Annotated in this window: 16 protein-coding genes; 11 read left to right on the top strand and 5 right to left on the bottom strand. The window is 61.8% G+C overall.

Features of this window, described 5'->3' with window-relative positions; all coding sequences use genetic code 11:
* Positions 1-17 precede the first annotated feature (17 nt).
* From HJB89_RS29830 to HJB89_RS29790, 9 genes are all read left to right on the top strand, one after another.
* Positions 18-1,199, top strand: a complete 1,182-nt coding sequence (locus HJB89_RS29830; RefSeq protein WP_207583124.1) for an Mrp/NBP35 family ATP-binding protein — start codon at positions 18-20, stop codon at positions 1,197-1,199.
* A 477-nt stretch (positions 1,200-1,676) separates the two neighbouring features.
* Entirely contained in the window at positions 1,677-2,654 is a 978-nt protein-coding gene (locus HJB89_RS29825; protein WP_207583125.1) for a magnesium transporter CorA family protein, read from the top strand.
* Between the two features lie 18 nt (positions 2,655-2,672).
* Positions 2,673-4,571 carry a potassium transporter Kup gene (locus HJB89_RS29820; protein WP_207583126.1) on the top strand — a complete coding sequence of 633 codons (1,899 nt, stop codon included), beginning with the start codon at positions 2,673-2,675 and terminating at the stop codon, positions 4,569-4,571.
* A gap of 363 nt (positions 4,572-4,934) precedes the next feature.
* Positions 4,935-6,128 carry a cell wall hydrolase gene (locus tag HJB89_RS29815; RefSeq protein WP_207583127.1) on the top strand — a complete coding sequence of 398 codons (1,194 nt, stop codon included), beginning with the start codon at positions 4,935-4,937 and terminating at the stop codon, positions 6,126-6,128.
* Between the two features lie 271 nt (positions 6,129-6,399).
* Positions 6,400-6,732: an AtpZ/AtpI family protein gene (locus tag HJB89_RS29810; protein ID WP_207583128.1), complete on the top strand. Its 333-nt coding sequence runs from the start codon at positions 6,400-6,402 to the stop codon at positions 6,730-6,732.
* Between the two features lie 63 nt (positions 6,733-6,795).
* Positions 6,796-7,548 (top strand): F0F1 ATP synthase subunit A, encoded by a 753-nt coding sequence (locus HJB89_RS29805; protein WP_207583129.1) that lies wholly within the window; start codon positions 6,796-6,798, stop codon positions 7,546-7,548.
* A 68-nt stretch (positions 7,549-7,616) separates the two neighbouring features.
* Positions 7,617-7,844, top strand: a complete 228-nt coding sequence (locus HJB89_RS29800; RefSeq protein ID WP_207583130.1) for a F0F1 ATP synthase subunit C — start codon at positions 7,617-7,619, stop codon at positions 7,842-7,844.
* 77 nt (positions 7,845-7,921) lie between these two features.
* Positions 7,922-8,545 (top strand): F0F1 ATP synthase subunit B, encoded by a 624-nt coding sequence (locus HJB89_RS29795; protein ID WP_207583131.1) that lies wholly within the window; start codon positions 7,922-7,924, stop codon positions 8,543-8,545.
* Between the two features lie 3 nt (positions 8,546-8,548).
* The gene (locus HJB89_RS29790; RefSeq protein ID WP_207583132.1) at positions 8,549-9,040 is read left to right on the top strand and encodes a F0F1 ATP synthase subunit B; all 492 of its coding nucleotides are present in this window, start codon (positions 8,549-8,551) and stop codon (positions 9,038-9,040) included.
* A gap of 293 nt (positions 9,041-9,333) precedes the next feature.
* Here the strand turns inward: HJB89_RS29790 and HJB89_RS29785 are convergent, their stop codons facing one another.
* Both HJB89_RS29785 and HJB89_RS29780 read right to left on the bottom strand, forming a co-directional pair.
* Positions 9,334-10,023, bottom strand: coding sequence for a ribonuclease HII (locus tag HJB89_RS29785; protein WP_221150893.1), 690 nt, complete (start codon positions 10,021-10,023; stop codon positions 9,334-9,336).
* A 326-nt stretch (positions 10,024-10,349) separates the two neighbouring features.
* Positions 10,350-11,507 carry a PA0069 family radical SAM protein gene (locus tag HJB89_RS29780; RefSeq protein ID WP_207583134.1) on the bottom strand — a complete coding sequence of 386 codons (1,158 nt, stop codon included), beginning with the start codon at positions 11,505-11,507 and terminating at the stop codon, positions 10,350-10,352.
* 139 nt (positions 11,508-11,646) lie between these two features.
* On the opposite strand from HJB89_RS29780, the gene HJB89_RS29775 reads away from it, so the two are divergent.
* The gene (locus HJB89_RS29775) at positions 11,647-12,165 is read left to right on the top strand and encodes a glycosyltransferase family A protein (protein ID WP_221150892.1); all 519 of its coding nucleotides are present in this window, start codon (positions 11,647-11,649) and stop codon (positions 12,163-12,165) included.
* A gap of 183 nt (positions 12,166-12,348) precedes the next feature.
* Entirely contained in the window at positions 12,349-12,663 is a 315-nt protein-coding gene (locus HJB89_RS29770) for a hypothetical protein (protein ID WP_207583136.1), read from the top strand.
* 82 nt (positions 12,664-12,745) lie between these two features.
* On the opposite strand, the gene moaB is transcribed toward HJB89_RS29770, so the two are convergent.
* The 3 genes from moaB to HJB89_RS29755 are packed head-to-tail and all read right to left on the bottom strand — an operon-like array spanning position 12,746 to position 16,036.
* Complete coding sequence (moaB, locus tag HJB89_RS29765) at positions 12,746-13,297, bottom strand: molybdenum cofactor biosynthesis protein B (RefSeq protein WP_221117944.1); 552 nt, start codon at positions 13,295-13,297, stop codon at positions 12,746-12,748.
* A complete protein-coding gene (locus HJB89_RS29760; RefSeq protein WP_207583138.1) occupies positions 13,297-14,193 on the bottom strand; it encodes a 4-(cytidine 5'-diphospho)-2-C-methyl-D-erythritol kinase in 897 nt (298 codons plus the stop codon). Before HJB89_RS29760 ends, moaB begins: the two co-directional genes overlap by 1 nt.
* Before the next feature lie 10 nt (positions 14,194-14,203).
* On the bottom strand, positions 14,204-16,036 hold the full coding sequence (locus HJB89_RS29755; RefSeq protein WP_221150891.1) for a tetratricopeptide repeat protein: 1,833 nt from the start codon (positions 16,034-16,036) through the stop codon (positions 14,204-14,206).
* Positions 16,037-16,145: the final 109 nt, after the last annotated feature.

The raw sequence follows: 16,145 nt of genomic DNA, 5'->3' as shown, positions 1-16,145 counted from the left end.
GAAGCAGTGAGGGTGGAATGACCGACGTCACCAAGGAACAGGTTCTCGAAACGCTGAAGACCGTGCGTGGACCGGATCTCGAGCACGATATCGTCGAGCTCGGCATGGTTTCCGACGTCTTCATCTCCGACGGCAAGGTCTATTTCTCCATCACCGTTCCGGCTGATCGCGCCAAGGAGCTGGAGCCTATGCGGCTCGCCGCTGAGCGCGTCGTCAAAGCAATGCCGGGTGTCAAGGGCGCGCTCGTCACACTGACCGCCGATAAGAAGGCCGCCGCCGCCGCTCCGGCTGCCCGCCCAGTACCGAACCCGCCGCACGGCCATGATCATCAACATGATCACCAACATGAACACCGGGGCCACGCCCATGCCCCGCAACAGCCGCCGCGGGCCGGCAAGATCGGCGTTCCCGGCATCGGCGCCATCATCGCCGTCGCCTCGGGTAAAGGGGGAGTTGGCAAGTCGACCACCGCCGTCAACCTGGCGCTCGGGCTGCTTGCCAATGGCCTCCGTGTCGGCATTCTCGATGCCGATATCTACGGTCCCTCGATGCCGCGGCTCTTAAAAATATCCGGCCGTCCGACGCAGATCGACGGCCGCATCATCAATCCGATGGAGAATTACGGCCTCAAGGTCATGTCGATGGGTTTCCTCGTCGACGAGGAGACGGCCATGATCTGGCGTGGCCCGATGGTCCAGTCGGCACTGCTGCAGATGCTGCGCGAAGTCGCCTGGGGTGAACTCGACGTGCTCGTTGTCGACATGCCGCCCGGCACCGGCGACGCGCAGCTGACCATGGCCCAGCAGGTGCCGCTTGCCGGTGCCGTCATCGTCTCCACGCCGCAGGATCTGGCGTTGATCGATGCCCGCAAGGGCCTCAACATGTTCCGCAAGGTCGAGGTGCCTGTGCTCGGCATCGTCGAAAACATGAGCTATTTCATCGCGCCCGATACCGGCACCCGCTACGACATCTTCGGCCATGGGGGGGCCCGCAAGGAGGCCGAGCGCATCGGCGTGCCCTTCCTCGGCGAAGTGCCGCTGACGATGAACATCCGTGAAACCTCCGACGCCGGCACGCCGCTCGTCGCCTCCGAGCCGAATGGCGTCGTCGCCGGCATCTATCGCGGCATCGCCACCAAGGTCTGGGAACAGGTCAGTGGCCAGCCGCAGCGTCCTGCTCCGGCGATCGTCTTCGAATAAGCCTCGTCCATCAAAAAGTGTGCAGCAGCTCGAGGCGCGCGCAAAACAGAGACTTTCGAACCTCGAATCACCGCGGCGGATACCCGAAATTGCGAGGGAAACGTGGTGAAAAGCCGCGGATCACGGAAGATGTCTTGATTATTGCATGGCTTTGCTTCATATGCCGCGGCGCCATGATGGCGTTTGCTGCAGATGCTCAATGACGGCCATCTTCGTTTTCGAAGGGTCGCCTCGCCTGCAAGTTCGGAGTTGTCTTGTCGATCGAAGGATTGGTAGCTGCGATGCGGTGGAGCACAATGCGCATGCTGGCCGTTGAGGTTGCATGCAGCCGGAGTTGTATGAACTTTCTTGATCCGCTGTCGCTTCGAGCGACGCACACGAGCGACCGTCGCGTTGCCGCGCTGGCGGCCGCATGGAAAGGCTTTCGATGAAAAGCGCAATGGCCGCGAAGCGTCGTGAGCATCGGAGAGGCTGCCGGTGATCACCGCTTACTGTTCCAATTGCACGTCGGTCGAGATCCGCGATCTGTCGCATGCCACATCCTTTCCTGGGGATGTCGTATGGATCGACATGATCGAGCCGACCCGCGACGAGGAACTCTATGTCGAGAAGGTTCTCGGCATTGAGGTTCCGACCCGTGACGACCTCAAGGATATCGAGCCTTCCGCCCGCCTCTATGTCGAAAACGATGCCGTCTTCATGACCGGCTCGCTTCTCTGGAAGGCTGATACCGAGGCCCCGACGCTGACCGATGTCGCCTTCATCCTGGCCGGAAACCGGCTGGTCACCATCCGCTACGCCCATCCAAAATCCTTTGCGCTGTTCATCGCCGCCCTTCACCGGCTGCCGGAAAACTGGCGCAGCGGTGCTGCCCTTCTCGCCAAGCTGTTGGAGACGATCGTCGACCGCACCGCCGAAATCCTCGAGGTTTCGATCTTGCGCCTCGACATCCTGTCGATGCATGTCTTCGGCGACCGGGCGAAGAAAACGCGCAAGCCCTCGAACTACCTCGAGGAGAAGTTGCGGGATATCGCCGGCCATCACCGGATGATCAGCAAGGTGCGCGACAGCCTCGGTTCGCTTTCCCGCCTGCTTACCTTCTTTCACACGATCCCGGCGATCCAGCAGGACCGTGAGGCGAAGGAGCTCTGCCGCACCGTCTCGCGCGATATCCAGTCGCTGTCGGAGCATGCCTCCTTCGTCGCAGGCAACATCACCTTCCTGCTCGACGCGTCGCTCGGTCTGATCAACATCGAGCAGAATTCGATCATCAAGATTTTCTCGATCGCCTCGGTGGTGTTCTTGCCGCCGACATTGGTCGCCTCCGTCTATGGAATGAATTTTCAGGTCATGCCGGAGCTGGCCTGGGCCGCGGGTTATCCCTATTCGCTGGCTCTGATGGTGGTCTCCGCCGTCATCCCCTTTTTCTTTTTTCGCTGGAAAGGCTGGCTCTGAGGAGCCTGTTGCAACTTCATGTCTGAAGAGAGCCATCCGAACGAATCCCAGATGACGCCGAAAAAGCTGTTCTATCTGACGCTGGGTTCCGTCGGCGTCGTCTATGGCGATATCGGCACCAGCCCGCTCTATGCCTTTCGCGAGGCGCTGAAGCCCGTGGCCCATGACGGCCTCACCCGCTTCGAGGTCATCAGCCTGATTTCGCTGATGATCTGGGCGCTGACGATCATCGTCACCATCAAATATGTGCTCTTCCTGCTGCGCGCCGACAACGAGGGGGAGGGCGGCACGCTGTCGCTGCTTGCCCTTCTGATGAAGACCGCCAATGGCCATACCGCCATACTGATGCTGCTCGGCCTGATGGGTGCTGCCCTCTTCCTCGGCGATGCGATGATCACGCCGGCGCTTTCGGTGCTTTCGGCCGTCGAAGGCCTGAAGCTCGTCACACCGAGGCTCTCGGAATATATCGTGCCGATCTCGGTGGTGATCCTGGCGCTGCTTTTCGTCGTGCAATCGCGCGGCACCGGTGCCGTCGCCAGGTTCTTCGGCCCGATCACCGCCGTCTGGTTCATCGTCATCGCCGCCGCCGGCATTTCCCATATCTCGGACGATTTCGGCATCCTCGCCGCCTTCAATCCCTATTATGCCGTCAGCTTCCTGCTGCATGAGGGCTTCTACGGTGTCGTCGTGCTTGGCGCCGTCTTCCTGACGGTGACGGGCGCCGAGGCGCTTTATGCCGATCTCGGCCATTTCGGCCGCCGGCCAATTCAATGGGCCTGGTTTGCGCTGGTGTTTCCGTCGCTGACGCTGAACTATCTCGGGCAGGGCGCCCTCGTGCTCGGCAAGCCGGAGACGATGTCCGATCCCTTCTATCTGATGTTTCCGCAATGGGCGCTGCTGCCGGTCGTCATCCTGGCGACCGCCGCGACGATCATTGCCAGCCAGGCCGTCATCACCGGTGCCTTCTCGCTGGTGCGTCAGGGCATTAACCTCGGCTTCCTGCCGCGCATGGAAATCCTCTTCACCTCGGAAACCAATACCGGCCAGATCTTCCTTCCTTCGGTCAATGCAGTGCTGTTCATTGGCGTCATCTTCCTGGTCCTGAGTTTCAAGACGTCGGACGCGCTGGCGACCGCCTATGGCATCTCCGTCACCGGTGCCATGGTCGTCACCTCGATCATGGCCTTCGAATTCGTTCGCGCCCGCTGGAACTGGTCGCTTCCGGTTGCGGTGATCGCGCTCGCGCCGCTGGTCGTGCTCGAATTGATCTTCCTCGGCGCCAACCTTCTGAAGATCCACGACGGCGGCTATATCCCGATCCTGATCGCCACGGCCTTTACCGTCGTCATGTGGACCTGGCGCCGCGGCACCGCGATCCTGATGGAAAAGACCCGCCACACCGATATTCCGCTCGCCTCCTTCGTAAGCTCGATCGAGCGCAAAAGCGACCATTCGCCGGCCCAGGTTCCGGGCACCGCGATCTTCCTGACCAGCGATCCGGAATCGGCCCCCGCCGCCTTGCTGCACAATCTCAAGCACAACCATGTGCTTCACGACCGCAACGTCATCCTGACGATCCGCACCGTCAACAAGCCGCGCGTCCCAAGCCAGGACCGCTACAAGGTCGAGCAGATTTCCGAGCGCTTCTCCCGCGTCGAATTGCTCTTCGGCTTCATGGAATCGCAGAACGTCTCGCAGGCCTTGGCGACGTTGCGCAAGACGGGACTGAAGTTCGATATCATGTCGACCTCCTTCTATCTCGGCCGCCGCAAGCTGGTGCCGGACGCCAAGTCGGGCATGCCTTACTGGCAGGACCGGCTCTACATCGCGCTGGCCAACGCCGCCGCCAACCCCTCCGACTACTTCCGCCTGCCGGCCAACCGCGTGGTGGAACTGGGGTCTCATGTTATAATTTGATGGGTGGGAGCTGTTAGTTTCTCCTGTGGCGAGCCAGGTAGCAAGGCACAAGCGGCGTTCCACAGGCGACGCTTGACGGTGCCACGATTCCCCTTCTCCCCAGCGGGGAGAAGATGCCGGCAGGCAGACGAGGGGGTGAGCGGCAAAGCCGCGAATGCTCGTCGCGCAAGCGAAGGGCAATGAAGGGCGTGCCGTGTGGCCCCCTCATCCGACCCTTCGGGCCACCTTCTCCCCGCTGGGGAGAAGAGAGAGCAAGCCTGACCTCGGCCATAGCCACATTCCGGTACGGCCCGTTAACCCGACGTCAAGGTTAATGAGAGATTTTCGATGGAATGATCCCGCGTTCCATTGCCGGAGTTGGTTTTGCGTCGAAAGAGCTCTTCCCGTAGCAAGCTGCGTCTTTTCCCCGAGAACTGGGTATCGCCGATGATCTTCGGGCTTGCCTGCTGGCTGATCTTCCCGAGCGTCACGTCCCATGCCGATCTCGCCGCCATGCTTGCCGGCCTCGATCATGAGGGTGGGAACTGGCGCATGGTGCTGACCAATTCGCCGGCCGGTTCCATCCATCAGGCCGAACTTGCCTTCGCCGACCCGACGGTGACAGGCACGATCTCGTCAGGGGCCGGCATGGTGCTTCCCGATGGCCGCAAGGTTGCTTTCACTGCCAAAGACAAGGGCACCGCCAAGGACAAGGGCCACGAGGACACGCCGGACGAGGATCGCGTCAACCGCGCCACCAAGAAGGGCCGCGTCGTCGCCGTCGAGAGGATGCAGCCGCCGAAGGACTTTTCCGCCGGCTCTATCCTCGAGCGCACCAAGATGCTGTTCACCCCGAGCTTCGATCTCAAGGACAGGTCGGCCTTCGTCAAGCCGAAGATCCAGGGCAAAGAAATCGAGATCGCCACATCTTTCTATAAGAAGCTGCCGGTGGTGACCGATGATGGCGTGCCGGCGATGCTTGCAAGCCTCGTCACCAGCGACAAGGCCGATGTGCTTGCCACTGCCTATGGGCCGGCCGCACCCGACTATTCCCGCCAGTCGCCCTTCGATTCCATACTGACCGAGCAGGACAGCGGCCGCTTCGTTCCGGAGATCGGCCCGCGCGACCATGCCTGGGCCGCAAGCATATTGGCGCCGAGCGTCTTTTCCGCCCGCGAACAGCAGTGCCTTGCCTCCGGCATCTATTTCGAGGCGCGTGGGGAATCGGTGAAGGGCCAGGCGGCAGTCGCCCAGGTCATCCTCAACCGCGTCCGCAACCCTTCCTATCCGAAAACCATCTGCGGCGTCGTCTACCAGAACGAAGATTGGCGCAACCGCTGCCAGTTTTCCTTCGCCTGCGACAGCATCAAGGACCGGGTGAACTCGGAATACCACTGGCGGATGGCTCGCGATGTGGCGATGGCGGTGACCGCCGGCAAAATCTGGCTGCCGCAGGTGGGCTCGGCGACTCATTACCATGCCGTCTATGTCAGGCCGAAATGGGCAAAGACCATGGAAAAGGTCGGCCGCATCGGTCTTCACGTCTTCTATCGCACCTATGGCGGCGGCTGGAGCTGAGATAAATCGCCTGCACAAGCTGATTTACCGGGCTCAAAAGCGGATTCTTTCCATCGAATTTAAGCGATCGACCCAAAATCGGTTTATCTCTTTGATTCGATGAAATTATTTTCTCGCTGGACAGAAGCTGTCTACGCCTTGACTATGCTAATCCCTAAAACTATGTTGCGCGCGACTTCAGAACGGGCCGGAAGGGTCTCACCCTTCGCGTCCGGGGTCCGAATGACCGGGGTAGCGGGAGTGCGGGCAACGGGCAAGCGAGGAGAGATCCATGGCGGACGACCGCGAGGAAAGTCTTGAAAAGCGCCGTACGCAACTGGAAGCGAAACTCGCGACCAAGCGTGTCGAGACGGGGAAGGACGAGGCCAGGGAAGCCCGTGCCGAGGTAAGCCGCAAAGGTTATGCCCAGGCGATGAAGCTTTCCAGCGAGTTCATTTCCGCCATCGTCGTCGGTGCCGTCCTTGGCTATGTCTTCGACCGTTTTGTTGGCACGGCGCCTTGGGGGATGATTGTTCTTCTGCTTCTCGGATTCTGTGCCGGCGTTCTGAACGTGCTGCGTTCTGCGGGGGTGGTGGCCCATCCCCTGGACGACGACAAGAAATAGGGACCGGGTTCCGGTCCAGTGCAATGACCCCGCGTCCTGCGGGCCAAAGAGAGAGAACAAGCGGTGTCTAACGATCCGACTCATCAGTTCCTGATCCAGAAGATTGTGCCGATCGAAATCGGCGGAATTGATTTTTCGTTCACCAATGCATCGCTCTTCATGGCCGCTTCCGCTGCCGTTGCCGTCGGCTTCCTTTATTTCGCGACCTCAAACCGTGCCATCGTGCCGGGCCGTTCGCAGTCGGTCGCGGAAATGTCCTATGAATTCATCGCCAACATGCTGAAGGAAGGCGCGGGCAAGCAGGGAATGAAATTCTTCCCGCTGGTCTTCTCGCTCTTCATGTTCGTGCTGACGGCGAACCTGCTTGGCATGTTCCCGTATTTCTTCACGGTGACGAGCCAGATCATCGTGACCTTCGCCCTTGCCCTGCTCGTCATCGGCACCGTCGTCGTCTACGGTTTTTATAAGCACGGCTTCCGCTTCTTCAATCTCTTCGTGCCGCAGGGCGTGCCGGTCGCGCTGTTGCCGCTGGTGGTGACGATTGAAATCATTTCCTTCCTGTCGCGGCCGATTTCACTCTCGGTTCGTCTTTTCGCCAACATGCTCGCTGGTCACATCACGCTCAAAGTGTTCGCAGGCTTCGTCGCCTCGCTTGGAACCCTGGGTGCTCTCGGTGTCGGCGGCGCCGTTCTTCCCCTCATCATGACCGTCGCCCTGACCGGTCTCGAGTTCCTCGTCGCCTTCCTTCAGGCTTACGTCTTCGCGGTGCTGACTTGCATGTACCTCAACGACGCAATCCATCCGGGCGGGCACTAAGGATAACGACATCGACGTCTCGAGGGCGTCAGTCATTCGCCGCAACAACCATTTCAAAGGAGTTCAACATGGAAGCGGAAGCAGCAAAGTACATCGGTGCAGGCCTGGCTTGCTTTGGTATGGCCGGTACGGCTCTCGGCCTCGGCAATATTTTCGGCAGCTACCTCTCCGGCGCACTGCGCAATCCGTCTGCCGCTGACGCCCAGTTCGGCCGTCTGGTATTCGGTTTCGCCGTTACGGAAGCTCTGGGCATCTTCTCGCTGCTCATCGCTCTCCTCCTCCTCTTCGCCGTCTGATATCGGCGAATAGATGGATCACGGCCTGCGACCGCAAGCCGTGATCCTTTGCATTTGCAGTCCACCTGGAGGTGAGAATGTTTTTTGTGACCCCGGCTTACGCTGAAGAAGCACCGGCGGCAGCGACGGGTACGGATGCGCATGCCGCTCCGGCCGCAGGCGAGGTCCATACCGAGACCGGTGTTGCCGAAGGCGGACACGCCCGCGGCCCTTTCCCGCCTTTCGATTCGACGACCTTCGCGTCTCAGCTGCTCTGGCTGGTGATCACGTTCGGCGTCTTCTATTTGCTCATGCAAAAGGTCATCGCGCCGCGCATCGGGGCGATCCTCGATCAGCGTCACACGCGCCTTTCCCAGGATCTGGAAGAAGCAGGCCGCCTGAAGGCGGAAGCCGACGCTGCCGTCCGGACCTATGAAGGTGAACTGGCCGCTGCCCGCGCCAAATCCAACGCGATCGGCGCTGCCGCACGCGATGCCGCCAAGGCCAAGGCCGAAGAGGATCGCCGCGCTGTCGAGGCGAGCCTGTCGGAAAAGATCAAGGCTGCCGAGCTCCGCATCGGCGAGATCAAGGCCAAGGCCTTTGCCGACGTCGGCACCATTGCCGAGGAAACCGCGGCTGCCGTGGTCGATCAGCTGATCGGCGGCACCGTAGCCAAGGCCGATGTTGCCGCTGCCGTCGCGGCGGCCAAGAAGGAGGCTTGATCGATGGAATTTGCCTTTGACGCGACTTTCTTCGCCTTTGTCGGCCTCGTCCTCTTCCTGGCCCTGGTGGTTTATCTGAAGGTTCCGGGCATGATGGCAAGGTCGCTCGACGACCGTGCCGACCAGATTCGCAACGAATTGGCCGAAGCCAAGCGCCTGCGCGAGGAGGCCCAGCACCTGCTCGCCGAATACCAGCGCAAGCGCAAGGAAGCGGAAGCCGAAGCTGCCCACATCGTAGCCGCTGCCGAGCGCGAAGCCGAAATGCTGACCACTGAGGCGAAGATGAAGACGGAAGAATTCGTCGCCAATCGCACGGCGGTTTCCGAGCAGAAGATCAAGCAGGCCGAGGCCGAGGCGATCAAGGCGGTGCGTTCCGCTGCCGTCGATCTCGCAATCGCCGCCGCCGAAACGGTGCTTGCCAAGCAGGCCGACGCCAAGGTCCAGTCCGAACTCTTCGGCAATGCCGTCGGCCAGGTCAAGACGCGGCTCAACTGAGCGCTTCGAAAAGATTGAGATCGAAGGCCGGGCATGTCCCGGCCTTTCTTGTTGGCAGACGTTTTTATCTATCCCAAGCTGTGCGCCACGGCTGTCGGCTTGGCGCCGAAGACTGCTCCTCACCCTAACTCTCTACCAGTAAACGAGGCGAGGGAACGTGCCAAACGCGGCTTTGAGGTTAAGGAAGCGGGTGCGGCTTGTCCTTCGCTCCGCGAGCGGGGAGAGGTGCCGGCAGTGGATGAGGGGCAAGCGCTCGACAGTCCGGAGGCCAAGGTCTTTTCTTTTGAGCAGGCCTATTCGGAAATCAGCTCGTCCATCTCAGGACCATCCTCGACCTTGCGCAGCGGCCTGAAGCTCATCCGGTGCAGGGAGCACGGGCCATGCTTCTCGATACCGGCGCGGTGCTGCGGCGTACCGTATCCCACATGGGCGGCAAAGCCGTAGTCCGGAAACACCCGATGGACCCGGGCCATCATCCGGTCGCGCGTTACCTTGGCGACGATCGAGGCGGCAGCGATCGAGACTGAACGGGCATCACCCTTGACCACAGCCTGCCCGGGGCAATCGAGGCCGGGCGGCACGTCTAGCCCGTCGGTCAGCACGTAGCTTGCCGGAATGGCGAGGCCGCAGATAGCGCGGCGCATGGCGTCGAGGCTCGCCTTGCGGATATCGGTCTCGTCGATGCGGGTCGAGCTGGAGGAGGCGATGGAGACGGTGGCGGTCGCCAGGATCTGCACGAACAACTCCTCGCGCCGTTGCGCCGAAAGCTGCTTGGAATCGTTCAGACCCTCAGGGATGCGCTTCGGATCGAGGATGACGGCAGCGGCGACGACCGGCCCGGCCAGCGGCCCCCGGCCGGCCTCGTCGGCGCCGGCGACCGGCCAGTGGCCGGCCTTGCGGGCTTTGAGCTCCAGCCGGAAATCCGGCACCAGCGGAACCGCTTGGAAAAGCAGCGGAGAATCGGGTGGCGTGCGAGGTTTCATGCGGCTGAACCTCGCACGCCAACCCGATTGCCCGCAAGTCCCCGATCAGGGCGGCGGTCGGGGACCGGGTCCGGCGGATGGGGGCGGTCAGGCCCATCCGCTGGAATTGCGCTCGGAGCTCGAAAACAGGGCGGTTTCTCGATGGGCCGATGCGCAAGCTTCAAGCAATTGCAGGAAAAGTGCCTTGCGGTTTTCCCAGGCAAGGCGCGAAGCGCCTTTGCCAAGAATTGCGTAAAAAGTCAGGTCAATTCCAGGAAAAGTGCCTTGCGGTTTTCCCCGGGGCAAAGCGCGAAGCGCTGTTGCCCAGAATTGCGTAAAACAAACGGTTACAGCAGTGACAGTTGCACGCCGCTACCATCAGGCGGCACGAACAGGTCGTCGCGCAATGGCATGCCGCGTCGCGTCAGGCCGAAACGTCTTGCCGCCATTTCAAAGCGCCGGGCGATCTGCCAGGCATAGGGACCGGCGCCCTTCATACGTTTGCCGAATTCGGCATCATAATCCTTGCCGCCGCGCATCGAGCGCACCAGCGACATCACATGCCGGTAACGATCGGGGTAGTGCTGCAGCAGCCAGTCGCGAAACAGCGGGCTGACCTCGAGCGGCAGCCTCAGGATGACATAACTCGCCTCGGCTGCGCCGGCAGCCTTGGCCGATTCGAGGATGCGTTCCAGCTCGTGATCGTTCAGCGCCGGGATCAGCGGGGCGGCCATCACAGCCGTCTGGATGCCTGCTTCCGACAGCGTGTGAATGGTCTCCAGCCGGCGCGGCGGCGTGGCGGCGCGAGGCTCCATCGTCCGGGCAAGCTTGCGGTCGAGCGTGGTCACGGAGATGCCGACGCGCACCAGGTTCTTCGCCGCCATATCCTGCAGAATATCGAGATCCCTCAGGATCATCGCCGACTTGGTGACGATCGATACCGGATGGTTCGCCTTGTTCAAGACCTCAAGAATGCCGCGCATGACGCGCCACTCCTTCTCGATCGGCTGATAGGGGTCGGTATTGGTGCCGATCGCGATCGCCCGCACCTTATAACCCGGCTTGGCGAGTTCCCGCTCCAGCAGTTTTGCCGCATCCGGCTTGGCAAAGAGCTTCGTCTCGAAATCGAGCCCCGCCGAGAGCCCCATATAGGCATGTGTCGGCCGGGCGAAACAATAGATGCAGCCATGTTCGCAGCCACGATAGGGATTAATCGAACGGTCGAAGGGAATATCCGGCGATTCGTTGCGGGTGATGGCCGTGCGGGGTTTCTCGATCTGCACGTCGGTCTTGAACGGCGGAAGCTCTTCCAGCGTCTGCCAGCCGTCATCGATGGTTTCCCGCTGCAGCGCCTCGAACCGCCCGGTCGGGTTCAGTCCCGCCCCACGCCCGCGCCGCCGATCGACCTCGATCCGCAGGCCGGAAGACACCATCATCGCATCGGCAATATCTGCTGTGTTGGCAGGCGCGAATGCGGCCTGCCCTGCCAGGGACTGCTCTCTCATCGGATTCTCCCGTGACGGAAAGCCATCGCTCCCGCCCGTTTTGATGATTAAATTCCTATCCGCAAAACAAGAACAATGCAAGAACAAAATGCGGAAAACGCCGCTGGCAAAATTTTGTGCGGCGCATTATGAATAGGCAATGTTGACGGTTGTTCTCGAATGTCAGGATCAGGAATCTGAGCTGGCGCAGACCCTATCGGTATTGGTGGCAGGCGCGGTGGAGGGGCTCGTCAGCGATGTGGTCGTGCTTGATCACGGCTCGCGCGACGGCACCTCGCGGGTCGCCGACGCCGCCGGCTGCCGTTTTCATTCGCAGTGGGATATCAAGGACATCGTCCGCTCGGCCCGCGGCGAATGGCTGCTTTTCGTCGAGCCGGGCGCCAGACCCCAGGCCGGCTGGATCGACGAGATCGCCGAATATGTCGCGCTGAACAAGCTGCCGGCGCGTTTCACCGCCTCGCGCGGCTACCGGCGCCCGTTCCTCCGCCGCCTCGGCCGCGCCGTGCCGCCGCTGGAGCTTGGTTTGCTGATGCCGAAGAAACAGGCGCTCGCCGCTGCCCATAGCGGCATGCGCCTTGCTGAGTTCGCCAAGGGTCAGAAGCCACGCAATCTCGCGAGCGAACTGATTCCCTCCTGGGTCGCCAGAGCCGCGCGGTAATATTCGCGCTCCTCCCGTCATCGCGCAAAGATGGCGCCCAATGGAATTTTGCGCTATAATTCGTCGATGGCGCCGCCGAAGCGCCTCGCTTCGCAACGGATGGCCATGGAATGCCGGTGGACGGCAGAACAGGTCAGCGAAAATCTCCTCTTCTGCCGGGGTCCCGGCGAAAGGAGGTGCGTCATGGCACACGGTATGGTCTACGGCCTGCTGGCCGTCATATTGCCGACATTGATGATCGCGCATCCGCATTCGGCAGCATCGCAGACGATGCTCAGTTGCGCAGGCCGATCCGACGTCGTCAATTTCCTTGACAGGAACTTCGCTGAAAAGCTGACGGCAGTCGGCCTGGTCAACCAGAACGCCGTTCTCGAGGTCTATGCCGCCGAAAGCGGAACCTGGACGCTCGTCGTCACGGATGTTCATGGCATCAGCTGCATCCTGCTGTCGGGTGATAGCTGGGAAACGATGCCCGCTTTGCCGGGCCTTGCCATATAGCGAATTCAAAAGCGCGGCCCGCTTTAGTTGTTTTATGAATGTCGGTATCCCGGAACCGCGGCACACTCCCGGGCGACATGCATTATTTCGCCGCGCCGCGTTTCAAATGCTCGTCCAGACGCGGCATGATTTCGACGAAATTGCACGGCGCGCTGCGGTAGTCGAGCTGCCCTTTCAAAATGCCGTCCCAGGCATCCCGGCAGGCGCCGGGCGAGCCCGGCAGCGCGAAGATGAAGGTGGCGTTTGCAACGCCTGCCGTAGCGCGCGACTGGATCGTCGCCGTGCCGATCTTCTCATAGGAGATGCGGTGGAAGATGGCGGAAAAGCCGTCCATGCGCTTTTCGAACAAAGGTTCCAGCGCCTCAGGCGTCACATCGCGGCCGGTGAAGCCGGTGCCGCCGGTGGTGATGACGACGTCGATCTCGTCCCGTTCGGTCCAGGCCTTCACCCGGGCTGCAATTTTCTCCCGATCGTCAGGCACGATCGCTCGGTCGACCAGCCTGTGGCCCGCCTCGGTAATTCGCTCCGCCAGCGTGTCGCCTGACTTGTCCGTCTCCGGAGTGCGCGTATCCGAAACTGTGAGAATCGCGATGCCGACGGCGATGAAGGGCCGCTTTTCTTCCAGACCAGCCATCACATGCCTCCTGAAACCGTTTCCGTTACCTGAAAATACCAGTCGGGCCGCTCGGCGTGAAGAGCTGCCGCCGCATCTTGCGCGGCCGTCATGCTGGCAAAGATCCCGAAACAGGTGGCGCCGGAACCGGACATGCGAGCCAAAAGCGCGCCGCGCGCCTGCAGCATCGCCGAGATTGCCGCAATCTCAGGCACGAGATCGCGCGCAGGCGGCTCCAGGTCGTTACGGGCAGCGCCAATCGCCGCGAGCCAGCCGGTAGCCCCACGAAGACCCGGAGCGAGGTTCAGAGCCGGATTGTTCTTTGTCGCCAGTCGGCGGAAAACCTTGGGCGTCGAGACACCCTTCAGCGGGTTGGCGAGCACCATGGCAAACGCGGGCAGATCCGGCACGGCTTCGATCTGTTCACCGATGCCGTGGGCAATCAGCGGCCGGCTCTCAAGGCACATCGGCACGTCGGCGCCGAGCTGCAGCGCCAAGGGCGCGAGCGTCTCCACGGGCAAGGTCGTCTCCCAGAGCCGCATCAGCCCGCGTAGCGTCGCGGCCGCATCGGCTGAGCCGCCGCCGATGCCGGAGGCGATCGGCAGGTTCTTTTCCAAGTGGATGTGAACGGGGAAGGCGAGGGGGCCGACCGCCGCGCGCAACAAATCACGCGCCCGCAGCACCAGATTGGCTTCGCCGTCGCCGGCAAGCGTCTCGCCGAAACGGCCCGACAGGGAGAACGCGTCGGCCGGCGCGCGCAAGAAGCTCAGCCGATCGCCGCAATCTGCGAAAGTGACCAGCATATCGAGCAGATGATAACCATCTGCCCGCTGACCCGTCACATGCAAAGCGAGGTTGATCTTCGCGCGAGCCTCTTCGGTGACACTGAAAGCGCCTGATATGCCCTCGTCAGGCATGTCTCGCCCGTCAGGATTTCTTGTCGACCGGCGGCGGGGTGACCGGTGCCGGATCCGGCTGCTTCTTGTCGGCCGCTTTGGCATCGTCGCTGGCGGCAGGCAGGCCGTTGGCGACCTTTTCCTTGATCTTCGGGATCTCGGCGGCTTCGGGTTCGGAGGCGAGCGCCCGGTTCCACTGATAAACGGCTTCGAGCTTGCGGCCGACGCGCCAATAGGCATCGCCGAGATGGTCGTTGATCGTCGCGTCGCCGGCCTTGATCTGTGCTGCCCGTTCCAGTTCGTCGACGGCGTCGTCGAAGCGGTTGAGGCGGAAATAGGCCCAGCCGAGCGAATCGATGATGTAGCCATCGTCTGGGCGAAGGTCGACGGCCTTCTTGATCATGCCGAGACCTTCGTCGAGGTTCCGGTTCATGTCGATCCAGGAGTAGCCGAGATAGTTCAGCACCTGCGGCTGGTCGGGATTGAGCTCCAGGGCCTTGCGGAAGTTCGGTTCCGCCTGGTCCCACTTCTTCAGCCGCTCATAGGCGATGCCGCGCTGGAAGAAGACGCTCCAGTTGGCACGGCCGGGAATCGGACCGATCGCTTCGACGGCCTTGTCGTAATTGGCCGCCATCGCCTCGTAGTCCTTGGCGTCGGAGAGCACGCTGCCATAGGCGAGGTAGCTGCGGATATCCTTCGGGTCGGAGGCGATCAGCGCCTGCAGGTGCTTGCGCGCCTCGTCTACCTTGCCGCCCTGGGCAAGGGCGAGGCCGAGTTGCAGTTCGGAGATGCGCCGCATCGGCGAATTCTCCGGCACCTTCTTGTAGAGCGCGATGGCGCGGTCCATCTGGTTCTGCTTCTCGGCGATGCCGCCGAGCAGCACCAGCGTATCGGCGCTGTTCGGGTCGAGCGCATTGGCGGTCTGCAGGTAAAGCGAGACGATATCCTCGGCGCCGTCGCGGTTCAGCGCGCCGCCGACCGAAAACAGCACGCCGGCGGCCCCTTCTTCGGCCGTCTTGACCTGCTGTTCCTGCTTTTCGTCTTTTTCGATACTGGCGCGCAGCGCGTTCAACGGCGCATAGTTCGGCAGCAGATTGTCGCCGACGGAGACGGCGTCGAGCGCCTTCTGCTTATTGCCTTGTATTGCCTCGAGGCGTGCAAGTGCCATCACTGCGCGCATGAAGGTGTCGGGCGCCGTCGCACCTCCCTCCTTGTCGAGCACGGCATCGTTCAGATGCTTTCGGGCGGATTTCACGTCGCCGGTGGTGATGGCGATCGCGCCTGCATTATAATTCTGGAAGATGCCGACCCAGTCCGGCCCCTTCATCTTCTCGACCATGACGAGCGCTTCCTTGCCGCGGCCGGCGCCGACGCGAGCCCAGGCGAGCAGCAGGTCGTTCATCATCCGATCGAGATCGTTCGGCCCGTTATATTTGAGGATGGTCTCGGCGGTCTTGTAGTCATCACGGCGCACGGCATCCATACCGCGCACGATCGTGGTAATGCGCTCGACGGACGGATCGCCCTTCAGGTCGTTGGCATATTTGACGCCGTCCTTGATGTCGCCATTGAGCAGTAGCGAGATCATCAGCCGCTGGCGGATCTCGGGATTGCCGGGCTCGATCTGCAGCGCCTTCTTGTAGAGTTCGATCGCCGTTTCATAGTCATGGTCGACATCGGCCGTGCGCGCCGCGAGGAAGGCGCCGGAGAAAGTGGTAACGCTATCGGCATCGAAGCTGTCGGTTGTTCCGGCTTCACTCGCCTTGGCCGCATCCTCGGCGTTGACGCCGCCGACGCCGCCCAGCGAAAGGACAGCGGCAAGCGCTGCGCTCGTAAGAAGACGGATGGCAATTCTCTGCCGCATTAGGAAACCTTTCTTCGACAGCGTCCCGACACTGGTGCCGGTCGCAAACCAGTTGCGCTCACTGATTCATAACAGGATGGCTTTTTTGAAGCGGCGCTGCAAGAAAATC

The sequence above is a fragment of the Rhizobium sp. NZLR8 genome, assembly GCF_019685025.1.
Taxonomy (GTDB): Bacteria; Pseudomonadota; Alphaproteobacteria; order Rhizobiales; family Rhizobiaceae; genus Rhizobium.
Note: the sequence above shows the minus strand (reverse complement) of the source record. Positions and strands in the feature narration are given on the sequence as shown.

What these genes read in the sequence shown, in the direction of transcription:
- HJB89_RS29755 (WP_221150891.1), bottom strand. Translation starts at nt 16,036, where the DNA reads ATGCGGCAGAGAATTGCCATCCGTCTTCTTACGAGCGCAGCGCTTGCC.
- HJB89_RS29760 (WP_207583138.1), bottom strand. Translation starts at nt 14,193, where the DNA reads ATGCCTGACGAGGGCATATCAGGCGCTTTCAGTGTCACCGAAGAGGCT.
- HJB89_RS29780 (WP_207583134.1), bottom strand. Translation starts at nt 11,507, where the DNA reads ATGAGAGAGCAGTCCCTGGCAGGGCAGGCCGCATTCGCGCCTGCCAAC.
- HJB89_RS29775 (WP_221150892.1), top strand. Translation starts at nt 11,647, where the DNA reads ATGTTGACGGTTGTTCTCGAATGTCAGGATCAGGAATCTGAGCTGGCG.
- HJB89_RS29800 (WP_207583130.1), top strand. Translation starts at nt 7,617, where the DNA reads ATGGAAGCGGAAGCAGCAAAGTACATCGGTGCAGGCCTGGCTTGCTTT.
- HJB89_RS29820 (WP_207583126.1), top strand. Translation starts at nt 2,673, where the DNA reads ATGTCTGAAGAGAGCCATCCGAACGAATCCCAGATGACGCCGAAAAAG.
- HJB89_RS29830 (WP_207583124.1), top strand. Translation starts at nt 18, where the DNA reads ATGACCGACGTCACCAAGGAACAGGTTCTCGAAACGCTGAAGACCGTG.
- moaB (WP_221117944.1), bottom strand. Translation starts at nt 13,297, where the DNA reads ATGGCTGGTCTGGAAGAAAAGCGGCCCTTCATCGCCGTCGGCATCGCG.
- HJB89_RS29790 (WP_207583132.1), top strand. Translation starts at nt 8,549, where the DNA reads ATGGAATTTGCCTTTGACGCGACTTTCTTCGCCTTTGTCGGCCTCGTC.
- HJB89_RS29770 (WP_207583136.1), top strand. Translation starts at nt 12,349, where the DNA reads ATGGCACACGGTATGGTCTACGGCCTGCTGGCCGTCATATTGCCGACA.
- HJB89_RS29785 (WP_221150893.1), bottom strand. Translation starts at nt 10,023, where the DNA reads ATGAAACCTCGCACGCCACCCGATTCTCCGCTGCTTTTCCAAGCGGTT.
- HJB89_RS29795 (WP_207583131.1), top strand. Translation starts at nt 7,922, where the DNA reads ATGTTTTTTGTGACCCCGGCTTACGCTGAAGAAGCACCGGCGGCAGCG.
- HJB89_RS29810 (WP_207583128.1), top strand. Translation starts at nt 6,400, where the DNA reads ATGGCGGACGACCGCGAGGAAAGTCTTGAAAAGCGCCGTACGCAACTG.